Origin of the sequence: Janibacter sp. DB-40, assembly GCF_029510815.1 — a bacterium.
Classification (GTDB): Bacteria; Actinomycetota; Actinomycetes; order Actinomycetales; family Dermatophilaceae; genus Janibacter.
Genome location: NZ_CP120360.1, coordinates 1,130,855 through 1,147,074, shown reverse-complemented (window position 1 = coordinate 1,147,074; position 16,220 = coordinate 1,130,855). Strand labels below are relative to the sequence as shown.

The 16,220-nt window shown below is 72.7% G+C and carries 15 protein-coding genes; 5 read left to right on the top strand and 10 right to left on the bottom strand.

The window, feature by feature from the left end; all coding sequences use genetic code 11:
- Window positions 1-10: 10 nt before the first annotated feature.
- The 7 genes from truB to PVE36_RS05445 all read right to left on the bottom strand — a co-directional run bounded on the left by truB (window position 11) and on the right by PVE36_RS05445 (window position 7,265).
- On the bottom strand, window positions 11-952 hold the full coding sequence (gene truB, locus PVE36_RS05475; protein WP_277455087.1) for a tRNA pseudouridine(55) synthase TruB: 942 nt from the start codon (window positions 950-952) through the stop codon (window positions 11-13).
- Entirely contained in the window at window positions 949-1,398 is a 450-nt protein-coding gene (gene rbfA, locus PVE36_RS05470) for a 30S ribosome-binding factor RbfA (RefSeq protein WP_277455086.1), read from the bottom strand. Before rbfA ends, truB begins: the two co-directional genes overlap by 4 nt.
- A gap of 128 nt (window positions 1,399-1,526) precedes the next feature.
- Window positions 1,527-1,829, bottom strand: coding sequence for a DUF4190 domain-containing protein (locus PVE36_RS05465; RefSeq protein WP_277455085.1), 303 nt, complete (start codon window positions 1,827-1,829; stop codon window positions 1,527-1,529).
- 388 nt (window positions 1,830-2,217) lie between these two features.
- Entirely contained in the window at window positions 2,218-5,109 is a 2,892-nt protein-coding gene (gene infB, locus PVE36_RS05460; protein WP_277455083.1) for a translation initiation factor IF-2, read from the bottom strand.
- A gap of 63 nt (window positions 5,110-5,172) precedes the next feature.
- Window positions 5,173-5,673: a YlxR family protein gene (locus PVE36_RS05455; protein WP_346780622.1), complete on the bottom strand. Its 501-nt coding sequence runs from the start codon at window positions 5,671-5,673 to the stop codon at window positions 5,173-5,175.
- Window positions 5,595-6,692 (bottom strand): transcription termination factor NusA, encoded by a 1,098-nt coding sequence (nusA, locus tag PVE36_RS05450; RefSeq protein ID WP_277455082.1) that lies wholly within the window; start codon window positions 6,690-6,692, stop codon window positions 5,595-5,597. Before nusA ends, PVE36_RS05455 begins: the two co-directional genes overlap by 79 nt.
- Window positions 6,693-6,695: 3 nt before the next feature.
- A complete protein-coding gene (locus PVE36_RS05445) occupies window positions 6,696-7,265 on the bottom strand; it encodes a ribosome maturation factor RimP (protein WP_277455080.1) in 570 nt (189 codons plus the stop codon).
- 85 nt (window positions 7,266-7,350) lie between these two features.
- On the opposite strand from PVE36_RS05445, the gene PVE36_RS05440 reads away from it, so the two are divergent.
- Window positions 7,351-8,196, top strand: a complete 846-nt coding sequence (locus PVE36_RS05440; protein ID WP_277455079.1) for a hypothetical protein — start codon at window positions 7,351-7,353, stop codon at window positions 8,194-8,196.
- Window positions 8,193-9,089: an aminoglycoside phosphotransferase family protein gene (locus PVE36_RS05435; RefSeq protein WP_277455078.1), complete on the top strand. Its 897-nt coding sequence runs from the start codon at window positions 8,193-8,195 to the stop codon at window positions 9,087-9,089. Before PVE36_RS05440 ends, PVE36_RS05435 begins: the two co-directional genes overlap by 4 nt.
- A gap of 80 nt (window positions 9,090-9,169) precedes the next feature.
- Here PVE36_RS05435 and PVE36_RS05430 read toward each other — a convergent pair whose 3' ends face one another.
- Entirely contained in the window at window positions 9,170-10,093 is a 924-nt protein-coding gene (locus PVE36_RS05430) for a DUF559 domain-containing protein (protein ID WP_277455076.1), read from the bottom strand.
- 220 nt (window positions 10,094-10,313) lie between these two features.
- Between PVE36_RS05430 and PVE36_RS05425 the strand changes: the two genes are divergently transcribed.
- A complete protein-coding gene (locus PVE36_RS05425) occupies window positions 10,314-12,302 on the top strand; it encodes a thioredoxin domain-containing protein (RefSeq protein ID WP_277455074.1) in 1,989 nt (662 codons plus the stop codon).
- A gap of 26 nt (window positions 12,303-12,328) precedes the next feature.
- Here the strand turns inward: PVE36_RS05425 and PVE36_RS05420 are convergent, their stop codons facing one another.
- On the bottom strand, window positions 12,329-12,931 hold the full coding sequence (locus PVE36_RS05420; RefSeq protein WP_277455073.1) for a histidine phosphatase family protein: 603 nt from the start codon (window positions 12,929-12,931) through the stop codon (window positions 12,329-12,331).
- Window positions 12,932-12,969: 38 nt separating this feature from the next.
- Between PVE36_RS05420 and PVE36_RS05415 the strand changes: the two genes are divergently transcribed.
- Together PVE36_RS05415 and cobF are read left to right on the top strand one after the other, a co-directional pair.
- Window positions 12,970-14,436: a cobyric acid synthase gene (locus tag PVE36_RS05415; protein WP_277455072.1), complete on the top strand. Its 1,467-nt coding sequence runs from the start codon at window positions 12,970-12,972 to the stop codon at window positions 14,434-14,436.
- A complete protein-coding gene (cobF, locus tag PVE36_RS05410) occupies window positions 14,433-15,266 on the top strand; it encodes a precorrin-6A synthase (deacetylating) (protein ID WP_277455070.1) in 834 nt (277 codons plus the stop codon). The genes PVE36_RS05415 and cobF overlap by 4 nt, the downstream gene beginning before the upstream one ends.
- Here cobF and arr read toward each other — a convergent pair.
- Window positions 15,256-16,176, bottom strand: coding sequence for an NAD(+)--rifampin ADP-ribosyltransferase (gene arr / locus PVE36_RS16205; protein WP_346780620.1), 921 nt, complete (start codon window positions 16,174-16,176; stop codon window positions 15,256-15,258). The genes cobF and arr overlap by 11 nt on opposite strands.
- Window positions 16,177-16,220 lie beyond the last annotated feature (44 nt).

Here is a 16,220-nt window from a genome sequence, read left to right as displayed (position 1 = left end):
GGGACCCACTCTACGAACTGGCCGGCGCGAAGACGACGTGGGCACGCGCCGTGGGACGGGTCTCGTCGAGCACGGCGACGAGCGAGCCGTCCGGGGCGAAGGCCCCCACGGGCTCCTCCCGGCCCGGCTGGGCGCTGGGGATCCGCTGCCCGAAGCCGAGCGAGCGCGCCTGCTCGGCGGTCAGCTCTCGCTGGACGAGTGCCGCGCGGGCGGCGTCGGCCAGGGGCGTCATGGGCATGTCCGCCGGCTCGGTGCCGTCGTCACGCAGGGCGGTCAGCGACTCCAGGGTGTGTGCGTGGGCCAGGGTCAGGCCACCGACGCGGGTGCGACGAAGGGCGGTCAGGTGGCCGTGGGAGCCCAGGTCGGCGCCCAGGTCGCGGGCGAGCGCGCGCACGTACGTACCCGAGGAGACCTCCACCTCGACGTCGACGTCGAGGACACCGACGACACCGCCGGGCCCGGTCATGCTCTCCGCGCTCGCCTCGCGCACGTCGAGCAGGTCGAAGCGGGTGACGGTCACCGGACGGGCCGGCAGCTCGACGTCCTCCCCCGCACGCACCCGGGCGTAGGACCGCTCGCCCTTGACCTTGATGGCGCTGACGGCGCTCGGCACCTGCTCGATGTCCCCGGTGAGCCGGGAGATCGCCGCCTCCAGCGCGTGCCGGTCGAGGCCGGCCACCCCACCGGTGGCCGTGACCTCGCCCTCGGCGTCGTCGGTGATCGTCGCCTGTCCGAGACGGATCGTGGCCGTGTAGGCCTTGTCGGCGCCGACGAGGAAGGTGAGCAGCTTGGTGCCCCGGCCGACCCCGAGGACGAGGACGCCGGTGGCCATCGGGTCGAGGGTGCCGGCGTGACCGACCTTGCGAGTGCCGTACAGCCGACGGCTGCGGGCGACGACGTCGTGGCTCGACCAGCCGGCAGGCTTGTCGACGACGACCAGTCCGTCGCTCACTCCGGCGCGGCTGGGGACTGCTCGTCGTCCCCCTTCGTGCGGTACGGGTCGGGGTCACCGGCGGGCCGGGCGGCGCTGCGCGACCGGGCGAGGTCCTCGTCGCGCTCCTTGGCCGAGCGCAGGAGCTCGTCGATGTGCGACGCGTTCTCCGGGAGGGCGTCGGGGATGAGCTCCAGGGTCGGGGTCAGGCGGATGCCCAGCCGCTGCCCGACGAAGGAGCGCAGCCGGCCGCGGTTGGCCTCGAGCAGCTCCGCGGTCCGCTCGCGCTGGGCCTCGTCGCCGAAGACGGTGTAGAAGGCCGAGGCATGCTGGAGGTCACCGGTGACACGCACGTCGGTGATCGTGACGAACCCGAGGTCGGGGTCCTTGACGACCTGCTCGAGGTTGGCTGCGATGAGTTCCTTGATGCGGTCGGCGATCTTGCGGGCGCGGGCCGGGTCGGCCATGGCACACCTCCGGTGAGGGGCTGGGGTGGGGACGACCCCACGGTATGCGACGAACGGCGCGGCGGGCGACGCCGTCGGCACGGGCAGTGCCCCCGGCCGCGTGATCGGGGGCACTGCTCGTCGTGCGGTCAGTACGTGGTGTATCCGCTGGAGGCCGACACGAGCATCCAGATCCACCACCCGATGCCGACGACGATCCCGGCGACACCGAGCCCGAGGCCGATCAGTGCCATCGTGCGGCTGCTGGCGTCACCCGTCCTCTCGGCGCCCTTCTTGCCCAGCACGCCGAGCACGATCGCGGCGATCGCGCCGACGAAGCACATGCACGAGCACAGGCCGATGACGCCGACGACGAGGGAGGCGATCGACATGATCCTGGAGCTGTTGTCCCCCTGGCCACCACCGCTGCCGGGTGCCGGCGGCGGGGTCATCGGCGGCTGCCCACCCGCACCGTAGGGCGACTGGCCCTGGTACGGCTGGCCGCCGTAGGGCGGTCCGGCGGGGCCGGTGTAGGGCGGCTGCGCCGGCGACCCCGGAGGCGGCGGTGGCGAGCCGGGCGGGGGCGGCGGCCCCGCGGGCGAACCCTGGGGCGGGCCGGTGGGAGGGCCTTGCGGCGGGCCCGCCGGCCCCGGTCCCCGGGGAGGCTCCCCGTCGGGTCCTCGGCGGAGCCGTAGGGAGGGTTTCCGCCCGGTCCGGGCGGTGGTGGGGGTGGCGTCGTCATGCGCACACCCTACGCATCCCGAGGGGTGTTCGGGGGCACGCGAAGGGGGGTCGGTCAGCTCTCGCTGCCGACCCCCCTTCGAGGCTCGCGCCCGTCGATCAGTCGCGGGGCTTCTCGCGCATCTCGTAGGTGGTGATCAGGTCACCCTCACGGACGTCGTTGAAGCTGCCGAGGTTGATACCGCACTCGAAGCCGTCACGGACCTCGGTGACGTCCTCCTTGAAGCGACGCAGACCGGTCAGCTCGAGGCCCTCGGTGAGCACGACACCCTCGCGGGTGATGCGCGCCTTGGCGCCGCGCCTGATCAGGCCGCTGCGGACGATCGAACCGGCGATGTTGCCGAACTTGCTGGAGCGGAACACCTCGCGGATCTCCGCCGAGCCGAGCTCGACCTCCTCGTACTCCGGCTTGAGCATGCCCTTGAGGGCCTGCTCGATCTCCTCGATGGCCTGGTAGATCACGCCGTAGTAACGGATCTCCACGCCCTCGCGCTCGGCGACCTCGGCGTTCTGCCCCTCGGCCCGCACGTTGAAGCCGAGGATGATCGCGTCGGAGGCCATGGCCAGGTTGATGTTGTTCAGCGTGATCGCACCGACGCCGCGGTCGATGATCCGCAGGTCGACCTCGTCGCCGACGTCGATCTGCAGCAGCGCGTCCTCGAGCGCCTCGACCGAACCCGACACATCACCCTTGATGATGAGGTTGAGGGTGTCGATCTTGCCTGCGGCGATGACCTGGTCGAGGTCCTCGAGGCTGATCCGCTTGCGGGCCTTGGCCAGGCTCGCCTGACGGTCTGCCGCCTCACGCTTCTCGGCGATCTGGCGCGCGGTGCGGTCGTCGGGGGCGACGACGAAGGTGTCGCCGGCCCGCGGCACGGACGAGAGCCCGAGCACCTGGACCGGGCGGGACGGACCCGCCTCCTTCACCTGGTTGCCGTGCTCGTCGAGCATGGCGCGCACGCGGCCGTAGGCCGAGCCGGTGACGATCGCGTCACCGACGTTGAGCGTGCCCGACTGGACGAGGACGGTCGCCGTGGCGCCGCGGCCCTTGTCCAGGTTGGCCTCGATCGCGACACCGCGGGCGTCCCGCTCGGGGTTGGCGCGCAGGTCCAGGGCCGCGTCGGCGGTGAGCAGGACGGCCTCGAGCAGCGAGTCGATGTTCTGACCCTGCTTGGCGGAGACGTCGACGAACATCGTGTCGCCGCCGTACTCCTCGGCCACGAGGTTGTACTCGGTCAGCTGACCACGGATCTTCGCCGGGTCGGCGCCCTCGACGTCCACCTTGTTGACGGCGACGACGATCGGCACCTCCGCCGCCTGGGCGTGGTTGAGCGCCTCGATGGTCTGCGGCATGACGCCGTCATCGGCCGCGACGACGAGGATCGCGATGTCGGTGACCTTCGCACCACGGGCACGCATGGCGGTGAACGCCTCGTGACCCGGGGTGTCGATGAAGGTCAGCGCACGCTCGTGGCCCTCGTGCTCGGTGTGGATCTGGTAGGCACCGATGTGCTGGGTGATGCCACCGGCCTCGCTCGCGCCCACGTCGGCGTTGCGCACCGCGTCGAGCAGTCGCGTCTTGCCGTGGTCGACGTGACCCATGACGGTCACGACCGGCGGGCGGGCCTCGAGGTCCTGGTCGTCCTCGACATCGACACCGAAGTCGAGGTCGACGTCGAAGGACTCGAAGAGCGCACGCTCCTCCTCCTCCGGCGAGACGATCTCGATGACGTAGCCGAGCTCGGCACCGAGCAGCTGGAAGGTGTCCTCGTCCAGCGACTGGGTGGCCGTGGCCATCTCACCGAGGTTGAACATCACGGTGACCAGCGATGCCGGGTTCGCGTCGATCTTCTCCGCGAAGTCGGTCATCGAGGCGCCCTGACGCACACGGATCTTGGTGGTGCCGTCGCCGCGGGGGACGACGACGCCGCCGACCGAGGGCGCCTGCATCTGCTCGAACTCTGCCCGCTTCGCGCGCTTCGACTTGCGCTGCTTGCGCTTGCCGCCGCCACGGCCGAAGGCACCCTGGGTGCCGCCACGACCGCCGGGACCACCGCGGTAGCCACCGCCACCACCACCGGGACGACCGCCGGGGCCACCACCGGGACGGCCACGACCGCCGGCGGCGGCACCGCCGCGACCACCGGGCCGCTGGCCCGGACGCGGGACGGCCGAGCTGGACGGCATCATCCCCGGGGACGGGCGCGGCCCGCCGGCGGCGGCACCGCCGCCTGCGCCACCCGGACGCTGGCCGGCACCGGCACCGGCGCCGCCCGGACGGGGTCCGGGCCGCTGACCGTCACGACGCTGCCCCGGACGGGGCATGCCCTGGCTGGAGGCGAAGGGGTTGTTGCCCGGACGGGGACCGCCGCTGCCGCCCCCTTCGCGACGGGTGCCCATGCCCTGGTTGGAGGCGTAGGGGTTGTTGCCCGGGCGCGGGCCCGGACGGCCGCCGCCGCCCGGCTTGGCCTGCGTCGGACGCGGACCGGGGGTCGCGGGCTTGGGGCCCGGCTTGGCAGCCGGGCTCGCGCCCTCGTCGGACTTCTTGGCCGCCGGCTGCTCCGGGGCAGCAGGCTTCTCCTCGGGGGCAGCGGGCTTCTCGGCGGCCGGCTGCTCGGGAGCGGCCGGGCCGGGCTTGGGCGCCGCGGGGCCGGGCGTCGGAGTCGGCGCAGCAGCGGGCTGGGACGGCTCGGCGGGAGCCGCCGGCTCCGCGGGTGCCTCTGCGGCGGGTGCCTCGGCGGCCGGCGCCTGGGGGGCCGGCTTGGCCGGTCCCGGCTTGGCGGGCGAGGGCTTGGCCGCGGGCTTCGCGGCAGCCTTCTTCGCCTTGGGGTCGGGCTCAGGTGGGTTGTCCTTCACCTTGCGCACGACCGGCGCCTCGATCGTCGAGCTCGCCGACTTCACGAACTCCCCCATGTCACCCAGGTGGGTGAGGAGGGCCTTGCTGGAAACCCCGAGCTCCTTGGCGAGCTCGTGGACACGGACCTTGGCCACGTTTCTCCTTCTCTGGTCCGTACCTGAGAGAAGGCGCGGACCGTCGTCAGTTGAGGTGAATGCTCATTGCTGAGTACTCATCGGGTGCTCATCAGCGTCAAACCCGCTCTCGGTTCTGTGCGTACGGTTGGTCGATACGTGCTGGTTGCTGCTGCGCTCGTCCTCGAGCCAGTCACGAACGGCGTCGGTCCCATCCACCCGGCGTCGGAACGCTCGGGAGAAGGCCCGCCGCCGGACGGCGAGCTCCAGGCAGGCGATGTCGGGGTGGAGCCACGCCCCACGACCCGGCACACGTCGGCGCGGGTCCGGGACCGCCGTGGTCGACCCACGATCATCCGTCACCACGACGATGCGCAGCAGTGTCGATCGGCTATCCCGTCCTCGGCACCCGATACAGGTCCTGATCGGGCCTGTCGGGGGTGCCTCGCACTGGAGTCCAGTCCGAGCGACCTCCACCACTCTACCGCCTATCCGATCGGGATCGGTCACCCCGGGGACTGTCCCGGGACGGCGACCCCGCCGCTGACGTCCGGAGCCGTGTCCGGGCGGATGTCGATGCGCCATCCGGTGAGCTTGGCCGCCAGGCGGGCGTTCTGCCCCTCCTTGCCGATGGCGAGCGAGAGCTGGTAGTCGGGCACGACGACGCGGGCCGAGCGCAGCCCGGGGTCGACGACCGTGACCGACTGGACCTTGGAGGGTGACAGGGCCGCGGAGATGAACTGCTGCGGGTCCTGCGAGTAGTCGACGATGTCGATCTTCTCGCCCTGCAGGTGCGACATCACCGCACGCACCCGGGCGCCCATCGCACCGATGCACGCGCCCTTGGCATTGAGCCCGGGGATGTTGGAGTGGACGGCGATCTTGGTGCGGTGGCCGGCCTCGCGGGCCAGCGCGGCGATCTCGACGGAACCGTCGGCGATCTCCGGGACCTCCATGGCGAAGAGCTTGCGCACGAGGTTGGGGTGCGTGCGCGAGAGGGTGATCTCCGGGCCGCGCATGCCGCGCTTGACCGAGACGACGTACACGCGGATGCGGTCCCCGTGGTTGTACACCTCGCCCGGCACCTGCTCCGCCGACGGGAGGATGCCCTCCACCGTGCCGAAGTCGACGGTGACGTGGCGCGGGTTGGGGCTCTGCTGGATGACGCCGGCGACGATGTCGCCCTCACGGCCGCGGAAGTCACCCATGACCGCCTCGTCCTCGAGGTCACGCATGCGCTGGGTGATCACCTGGCGGGCCGTCGCGGCGGCGACGCGGCCGAAGTTCTCCGGGGTGTCCTCGAACTCCGGGCCCTGCTCCCGGCGCGTGCGCGTGCGCATCAGCGGGTTGCCGTCCTCGTCGACCGGCGGGGGCTCCCCCTCGGTCGGCTCGACCGGGACCTCCTCCTCGACGAGGTGCTCCTCGCGGGCCCAGACGATGACGTGCCCGTGCTTGCGGTCCAGCTCGACACGGGCGTGCTTGTAGGCACCCTCCGTGCGGTGGTAGGCGCCCAGCAGGGCCGCCTCGATCGCGTCCACGAGGACGTCGAAGGGGATCTCACGCTCGCGCTCGAGCGCCTTGAGGGCGTGGATGTCGATGTCCATGGATCAGGCCTCCATCTCGGTGTCGGCATCCACCGACGGGTTCTGGGGTCGGGAGAACTCCACCTGGGCCACGCCCTTGGTGATCTCCGCGAAGGGGATGTGGGCGGTGTGCGGCTGCTTCTTCTTCGTGCCCTTGACGTGCAGGTCCACACCGTCCGTGGTGACGGCGAGGACCCGGCCGGTCTGCTCACCGTCGGTGGGGGCGCCGTCCTGAGGTGCGGCGGAGGAGCCTCGGAGGGAGAGCGTGACCATCCGGCCGACGACGCGGCGGAAGTGCACCGGCTCGGTCAGCGGGCGGTCCGTGCCGGGCGTGGAGACCTCGAGGGTGTACGGCTGGCTGCCCATCACGTCGCTCGCGTCGAGTGCGTCGCTGACCAGCCGGGTGACGTCGGAGATCTCGTCGAGGGTCAACGGCTCGATCGGGCTGTCGCCGACGACCTCCTCGACGGGCCGCTCGACCGTGATGCGGGCAACGCGCCGCCGACCGGCCGGGGTCACCGTCACCGCGTCGACGGTGAAGTCGTCACCCAGCGCCGCGGACACCTGCTCGTGGACGTCCTGGTCCAGACCCATGGGAAGCCTTCCGTGTGGAGTTGCCGTGCTGGGCCGACACTCTAGTCATGAACGACACGCGCTGCCTCGTGCGAAGATCGTCCCCGTGCTCGTCCCGCCCAGTCGCCGACTCGTCCTCGCCGGTGCCCTCGCCGCCGGCGTGACGACCCTGACCGGCTGCGGGGTCCGCCTGGAGGACGACGCGCCGCGCATCCCGTTCGTCCCGACGCGGGAGCCGATCCCCGGCGAGTCGGCCCTGCTCGCGATGCTGGGTGCGCTCGAGGACAGTGACGAGCAGTACGCCGACGAGCGGGCCGAGCTGCTGCGGCAGGCGCTCCTCGAGGCCCAGGTCCCGCAGGACCTCGTGGCAGACGTCACGGCCCCGGCCACGAGCGGGGAGGTCGTCTCCGCCTTCGAGGGGTCGATCCGCGACTGCGGGCCCGGGGTGCTCCCCCTCGTCGGCCGGCTGACCGCGACCCACCGGATCGTCACGGGCGACGAGGAGCTGTGGAGCGAGCCCGGCACCGAGGCCTGGCAGGCACGCGAGGCCGCGGCCGACGCCCTGCGGGCCACCCTGGCCACGATCTACGCGCTGGACCTCATCGCCGCGAGGGCCACCGACGAGCGGGTCTCGACGCAGGTCCTCGAGGCCGCGAAGGGCCTGCACCGGCTGAGCGTGCGCCAGACCACGGCAGCGGGCGAGGCGGTCAAGCCCGCACCCCTGGGCTACGACGTGCCCCACGAGCTGACCGCCGAGGAGGGCCGGGAGCTCGGTCGACGCAGCTTCGAGCGGCTGCTGGCGGCGTACGCGGGCACCTTCCCCCGCCTGGGCGGGGACCGGAGCGCCGCCCTCGAGGTCCCCCAGTGGATGGTCACCGCCGAACGGCTCTCCCGCGACCTCTTCCCGCTGGAGGTCCCGGTCCTCTACGGGGACGACCCGACCGACTCGTGAGGGTCGAGGACGCGGCGGCGCTCGTACCCGCTGCCTTCACCGAGCGCATGGCCGGGCTCGGGGCCGAAGGGGGTCCGTCCGGGGCCGCGTGGGTGGCCGCCCTCCCCCACCTGCTCGCGGACGTGCTCGACGAGTGGTCCCTCGAGGTCGACGGGGCACCGACGAGCGGCCGGTGCTCGCTCGTGCTGCCCGTGCGAGGGACCGACGGGCGGGCCGCGCTCAAGCTCGGGTGGCCGCACACGGAGGCGGAGGGTGAGCACCTCGCCCTGCGGGCCTGGGACGGCCGCTCGGCGGTGCGTCTGCTGTCCGCCGACCCGCGTCGCTCGGTCCTGCTGCTCGAGCGGCTGACGACCGAGGACCTGTCGCAGCCGTGGGACGAGGAGGCCGTGGCCGTCGTCGCGGGGTTGTACGCCGACCTGCACGTCGCCCCGCTCCCGCAGGTGCCGGCACTGGCGCCCCGGGTGGCGGAGATCCTGTCCCGCCCGGCCGGCCGACGGCTGCCCCGGCAGGTCCTCGGGAGGGCGAGGTCCACCCTTCGCTCCCTGGACGGTGAGGAGGTGCGCCTCCTCCACGGCGACCTGCACTACGCCAATGTCCTCTCCGACGGCACCGACTGGGTCGCGATCGACCCCAAGCCCGTCAACGGGCACCCCGCGTGGGAGGTCGCGCCCCTGCTGGCCAACCGCGCCGAGGAGATGGGGACGGGTGCGTCGCTGCGGTGGTCGGTGCGACGGCGGGTCGAGGTCACGTGCGACGTGGCCCGTCTCGACGAGGACGTCGTCCGGCCGGTCGCGGCGCTGCGCGAGGTGGTCAACGCGATCTGGGCGCTCGAGGACGATGACCAGGACCGGGTCTCGCTCGCGATCTCGATCATCAAGGCACTCGGCGACTGAGGCAAGCGACCGGCGGGCAGGTGACGTCGATCTTCACGCTCGGCCCACGGTATGTCGTGGGCCAGGCGCGAACTTCGACGTCACGCTGCCGCTCGACCAACCCCGTCGAGCACCTTGCGCTGCACGACCACGTGATCGTCCAGGTCGGCCCAGGTCAGACGCACGACCGCGTAGCCGAGCTCGCGCAATCGGTCTTCGCGCAGCTTCTCGGCGACGAGGTCCTGCGGACTCCGGTACTTGCCGAGGCCGTCGACCTCGACGATCAGCTTCAGGTCCTCGTAGAGGAAGTCCACCCGCGCGACGAAGACCCCGTCCCCGTCATGGATCTCCACCTGCGGTGTCGGCTGCCGGAACCCCAGCGTATGGAAGGCCCACCGGGTCCGGGACTCGGCTGCGGACTCGGTCCGACCATCGGCGAGAGCCATCACCTGTCTGGCGGCACGAGACCACGTGGCCAGCTTCAGGTCCGTGAACGCCGACTCCACGTCGGTCCACCGGCAGAGCCGCCGGTGGAGCGCGTCGTCGAGACTGACGAGCCCGGACTCCACACCCGACTGCGCCGCCACCTGCAGGCACGCTGCTGCAACGGTCGCCACCCGCACGGCGCCCACCGTGGTGACCTGGCTCTCGGGGACATGACGGTGGCTGCACACGACGGCATCCGATCGACCCCGGGTCGTGTCCGTCCTCGCCAGGTGGACCCGGTCATCGACGTCGTGCAGCGATATCCCGTGGAGTGCCAACGCGCTGTGGTGGGTCAGCACCACCGCATTCCCCCGGCTCGCTCCGGCCATCACCGCCCGGGCCCGAAGCGCATGACGCTCCCACGGCGCCGACTCGCGCCAGGTCGAGCCGCGCACGAGGGCATTGCGTCTCACCCGCACCAGGCCACCGGTACGCAGTGCGTGGTCGATGTCCCGGCGGGCGACGCCCCGGGCGAGGAGGTGTCGCGTGGAGGTGACGTCGTGATTCGTCCCGAGGACGGTCGCGATCTGTGGGTCCATCGCCTCATCGTGCCGGGCGCCCCCCTGACCGCGCCGTCAGTTGTCCACAGCCATGGGTGACGTCGATCTTCACGCCTGGCCCACGGTATGTCGTGGGCCAGGCGTGAACTTCGACGTCACCCTCGGCAGATCGATCCGGTCCAGGTCCGACACCCGACCCACGGGCCAACCGCACGGGTGCGCATATCCCCGACAGCCGCCATGGTGAGACGGTGGAGGCATGGCCAATCGACTCGCCGACAGCCTCTCCCCCTACCTGCGCCAGCACGCCGACAACCCCGTCGACTGGTTCGAGTGGGGCGAGGACGCCTTCGCCGAGGCGCGCAGGCGGGACGTGCCGATCTTCCTCAGCGTCGGGTACGCCGCCTGCCACTGGTGCCACGTCATGGCGCACGAGTGCTTCGAGGACGAGACCGTGGCCGCCGCCCTCAACCAGGGATGGGTCAGCGTCAAGGTCGACCGCGAGGAGCGACCGGACATCGACGCCGTCTACATGCTCGCGACGCAGGCGATGACCGGGCAGGGCGGCTGGCCGATGACCGTCCTCATCACGCCCGACGGGGAGCCCTTCTTCGCCGGGACCTACCTGCCCAAGCCGCAGCTGCTGCAGCTGCTCGACGCCGCGGGCACGGCCTGGCGCGAGGACCGCGAGCGCCTCATGGCGAGCGCGTCGAGCATCGCCGGTCAGCTCGCGGGCATCGCGGACCCCGGCCCCGGCTCCCCCGTCGACGAGGAGCAGGTCGCGCTGGCCGTGCACTCGCTGCGCAAGACCTTCGACGACGCCCGGGCCGGCTTCGGTGGGGCGCCGAAGTTCCCGCCGTCGATGACCCTCGAGCACCTGCTGCGCCACCACGCCCGCACCGGTGACGCGGACGCGCTCGCCATGGTCGAGCGCACCTGCGAGGCGATGGCCCGCGGCGGCATCCACGACCAGCTCGCGGGGGGCTTCGCGCGCTACAGCGTCGACTCCGAGTGGGTGGTGCCCCACTTCGAGAAGATGCTCTACGACAACGCTCTCCTGCTGCGCGCGTACACCCACTGGTACCGCCAGACGGGGTCACCGCTGGCGGCCCGGGTCGCCGGGAGCACCGCCGACTTCCTGCTGCGGGACCTGCGCACGGACGAAGGGGGGTTCGCCTCCGCCCTCGACGCGGACACGGTCGTCGACGGGCACTCCGTCGAGGGCGCCACCTACGTGTGGACCCCGGCCCAGCTGGTCGAGGTGCTCGGCGAGGAGGACGGCGCCCGCGCGGCGCAGCTGCTGGAGGTCACCCCGGAGGGGACCTTCGAGCACGGGGCGTCGACGCTGCAGCTGCTGCACGACCCCCACGACCCGCAGTGGTGGGAGCAGGTGCGCGCCCGGCTGCTCGCCGCCCGCGACGAGCGCCCGCAGCCGGCCTTGGACGGCAAGGTGGTCACCAGCTGGAACGGCCTGGCCGTCGCCGCCCTCGCCGACGCCGGCGTCACCCTGCAGCGCCCCGAGCTCGTCGATGCGGCCGCGACCGCGGCACGCCTCGTCCTCGACCGGCACCTCGTCGACGGGCGCCTGCGCCGCACCTCGCTCGCCGGCCGGGTGGGCGCCGCGCCGGCCGTCCTCGACGACCACGGCAACCTCGCCGGGGGCCTGCTCGCCCTGCACCGCGCGACCGGGGAGACCGCCTGGCTCGAGCACGCCGCGACGGTCATCGACCTGGCGACCCACCTCTTCCACGACGCCGAGGGCTGGCACGACACCCCGATCGACGGCGAGGCGCTCATCACCCGCCCGCGCGGCCGCACCGACAACGCCGAGCCGTCCGGGGTCTCCGCGATCGCCGGCGCGCTGCTGACCCACTCGGCCGTCACCGGCAGCGCCGAGCACCGCTCCCTCGCCGAGGAGGCCGTCGCGGCCCAGTCGCGGATCATCACCCACGACCCGCGCTTCGCCGGGTGGGCCCTGGCGCAGACCGAGGCGATGCTCGACGGACCCCGGCAGGTCGCGATCGTCGGCGAGGACGAAGGGGGGACCGGCCCCCTTCGGGCCGTGGCGGAGGCCTCGCCCGCACCGGGTCTGGTCATCGTCGCCGGCCGACCGGACGCCCCCGGGGAGCCGCTGCTCGCCGACCGGCCGCTCGTGGACGGGCGGGCGACGGCCTACGTGTGCCGGGGATTCGTCTGCGACCGGCCGGTGACGGACGCCGATGCCCTGGCGGGGCAGCTCGAGGGCTGATCCTCTGTGTCGACGCCGCGGTGCGGTCAGTCGACGACGTCGAAGGTCGTGATCGTGCCGGGTCCGATCGGCTCGTCCCAGTCGATGTCGCGCCACGAGCGCTGCCGCAGCCAGGCGAGCGCGGCCCGGATCGTGTGCTCGTGACTGATGACGACGAGGTGCTCGGGCTGCTCGATCAGGGCGGGGGCGAACCATTCCCCGACCCGGTCGTGGACATCGCGCATCGACTCGCCACCACCCCAGCGGACCTCGCTGATGTGCTGGCCCGCGGGGACCTCCTGCGCACGCAGCGTGTCGGCGCGCTCGCCCTCCAGGTCCCCGAGTGCCTGCTCCCGCAGACCGGCCTCGTTACGCACGGAGGCGCTCCAGCCGCCCGGGCGCAGCGCCACGGAGATGATCTCGGCGGTCTGCAGCGCACGCAGCAGGTCGCTGCTCCACAGGGAGAGCGAGCGGTGCCCGCCCGGGGCCCCGAGGAGGGCGGCCAGTGCCAGGCCGGCGCGGGCGGCATCGGTGCGACCCACCTCGGTGAGGACCGCTTCCCCCGACCCCCGGTGGGCACCCTGGATGATCCCGTCACGGTTCCAGGTGGACTCCCCATGACGGATCAGGTGCACGCGGGTGGGGCTCACGGGGTCCACGCTAGCCCGCGCTCGTAGAGTGGCGGCTCGTGAGCGGACTGCTGATCACCGGAACCTCCTCCGATGCGGGGAAGTCCCTCGTCGTCACGGGCCTGTGCCGTGTCCTCGCCCGGCGCGGCCTGGCGGTCGCGCCGTACAAGGCCCAGAACATGTCGAACCACTCCATGGTCTGCCGCGACGGCTCCGAGATCGGTCGGGCGCAGTACCTCCAGGCGCAGGCGGCCGGCGTCGAGGCGACGTCGGCGATGAACCCGGTCCTGCTCAAGCCCGGCAGCGACCGGCGTGCCCACGTCGTCGTGCGCGGTCGACCCGCCGGGCAGCTGCGTGCCGGTGAGTACGCGACCGGCCGGCAGCACCTCGCCGACGCCGCCTTCGGCGCGTACGAGGAGCTGTCCGCCTCCCACGACGTCATCGTCTGCGAGGGTGCTGGCTCTCCCGCGGAGATCAACCTGCGTGCCGGCGACTACGTCAACCTCGGTCTGGCGCAACGCTTCTCGATGCCGACAGTGCTCGTCGGTGACATCGACCGCGGTGGGGTGCTCGCGGCGCTGTACGGGACGTGGGCGCTGGTGTCCGACGAGGACCGGCCGCTGCTGGCGGCGTACGTCATCAACAAGTTCCGCGGGGACGCCACGGTGCTCGAGCCGGGTCTGGCGGAGGTCACCCGCCGCACGGGGATGCCGTCCCTCGGGGTGCTGCCGTGGCTCGAGGACGTGTGGCTGGACTCCGAGGACGGTCTCTCGGTGGGCGCGTGGGGGCACGGCGGTGGGACGTCGGACCGGCAGCTCTCGGTCGCGGTGGTCCGGCTGCCGCGCACCTCGAACGCCACCGACGTCGATGCACTCGCCGCGGAGCCGGGCGTGGACGTGCGGGTGACGCGGGACGTCGACACCGCCCGGGAGGCGGACCTGCTCGTGCTGCCCGGCTCGCGGGCGACGGTCTCGGACCTGGCATGGCTGCGGCGGACGGGCCTCGCGGACGTCGTCGTCGAGCGAGCGCGACGCGGGGCGCCCGTCCTGGGCATCTGCGGCGGGTACCAGATGCTCACCGACGAGATCGTCGACGGCGTGGAGGACGAAGGGGGGGAGCACCCCTCTCCCCCAGCGGTACCCGGCCTCGGGTTGCTCCCCGGACGGGTCGACTTCCGCGAGGAGAAGGTCCTCGCCCGCCCGTCCGGAGGCTGGCGCGGGCACCCGGTCGAGGGCTACGAGATCCATCACGGCGTCGTGACACCGGCCGGTGGTGAGGACTTCCCGGGCGGGCACGCGCTCGGCCCCGTCCGCGGGTCGATCTGGCACGGAACGCTGGAGTGCGACGACTTCCGGCACGCGCTCCTGGCCGACGTGGCGACCACCACCGGGTCGGGCTGGCGCGCACCCGCCGGGGGGACCCCCTTCGCCGCACGACGGGAGCGCATGGTCGACACCCTCGCCGACGCCCTGGAGACGCACGTCGACATAGAGGCCCTGGTGGCCATGGTCGGGGCAACCCCATGAGGAACCCGACGGCCCGCCCCGGCAGCGTTCGATCAATCCGGGTGATCGGCATCGGCGCCGGGTCCCCCGGTCACGTGACCGCCGAGGCCGCCGAGGCGCTGGCCGAGGTCGATGTCTTCCTCGTCGCCGACAAGGGCGACGCGAAGGACGAGCTGGTCGCCGTGCGACGCGCGATCTGCGACCGCTTCGTCCCGGCCGACCACCCATACGAGTTCGTCACCGTGCCGGACCCGAGGCGCGGCCCCGACGCCGAGCGCGACTCCGGCGCGTACGCGCAGGGAGTGCGCAACTGGCACGCCGCACGGACCGACGCCTACGTGCGGGTCATCGAGGAGCTGCCCGCGGACGCGGTCGTCGGGTTCCTCGTGTGGGGGGACCCGGCCTTCTACGACAGCACGATTCGCGTCGTCGACGCGATCGGTGAGCGCCTCCCCACCACGGTCCGGGTCATCCCGGGGATCTCCGCCTTCCAGACCCTCGCCGCCGCCCACGGGATCGTGCTGCACCGCGTCGGTGAACCCGTCCACGTCACGACCGGGCGCCGGCTCGTCGACGAGTGGACCCGTGCGGAGTCCGCCGGGCTGGATCTCGGCACGGTGGTCGTCATGCTCGACGGGCACCTGCACTGCCGGGAGATCGCCCACACCCACCCGGACACGGTCATCCACTGGGGCGCCTACGTCGGCATGCCCCAGCAGGAGCTGCGCTCCGGGCGCCTGGCCGACGTCATCGACGAGATCGTCGACCTGCGTGCCCGGCTGCGCGAGGAGCACGGCTGGGTGATGGACGTCTACGCGCTCACGCCGCCCCGAGCAGGGCTCAGTCGTTGATCGCCTCGATGCCGCGGCGGGACAGGTCGGCGACCCCGTCGCGCATCCGCTGCACGGCCTCGGGTGGGTGCGGCTCCCAGTCGGTGACCTCACCCACGACGCGCAGCGGCTCCCGGGTGCGGTAGGAGCGCGTGGGGTTGCCCGGGAACCGCTGGTCGGTGAGGTTGGGGTCGTCCTCGATCACGCCGGTGGGTCGCACCTCGTACAGGCGAGGAGGCCCCTCGCCGAGGGCCAGCTCCGCGCCCCAGACCGCGGCATCCCGGGTCGCGGTGAGGTAGATGAAGTTGGCCCGCTGACGCGCGCCGTAGTTGGAGTCACGCCCCGGCTCCAGCAGGTCGCCGACCTGCAGGTGGGCCCGGGTGCCGTGGAAGAAGGGACCGGTGTCCTCGACCTCGCGGGGGCCGAGCACCCGCCGGACGATCGCGTCGATCGCGGGCGCGAGGAACTGGTGGCCGCCGTGGTGGCGGTACCTCGCCAGGGCCTCGGGTAGCCGCGCGGCGAGCAGGTACAGGTGCTTGATGGGCACCACCTCGTCGTCGAGGCAGTGGTGCAGCTCGATCTCGACGCCCGCGGGGAGCCGGTCGGCGGCGTCGTCGGGCAGGGCGAGCTCGGGCACGTCCCAGCCGTCCGGTCCCCAGTCGGGGGCGGCGAGGAGGATGAGGCGGCGGATCCCCGGGTCGCGCTCGGTGAGCATCCTGAGCACCGTCGAACCGCCGAAGGAGTGGCCGACGACCACGTCGACGTCTGCGCCCAGGTGCTCGCTGATCTGCTGCGACCACGCCTCGTGGGTCGTCTCGCCCTCGTCGAGGTCGGGCGCGAGCACCTCCTCGTCGAGCCCCGCCCGCAGGGCATCGACCATCACCCGGTCGTCCTCGAAGCCGCCGGCACCGTGCAGGAAGAGAACCGTCATCGCGACGAATCTACCGACGTGCCGGCCACCTGTCGCCCGGGTGG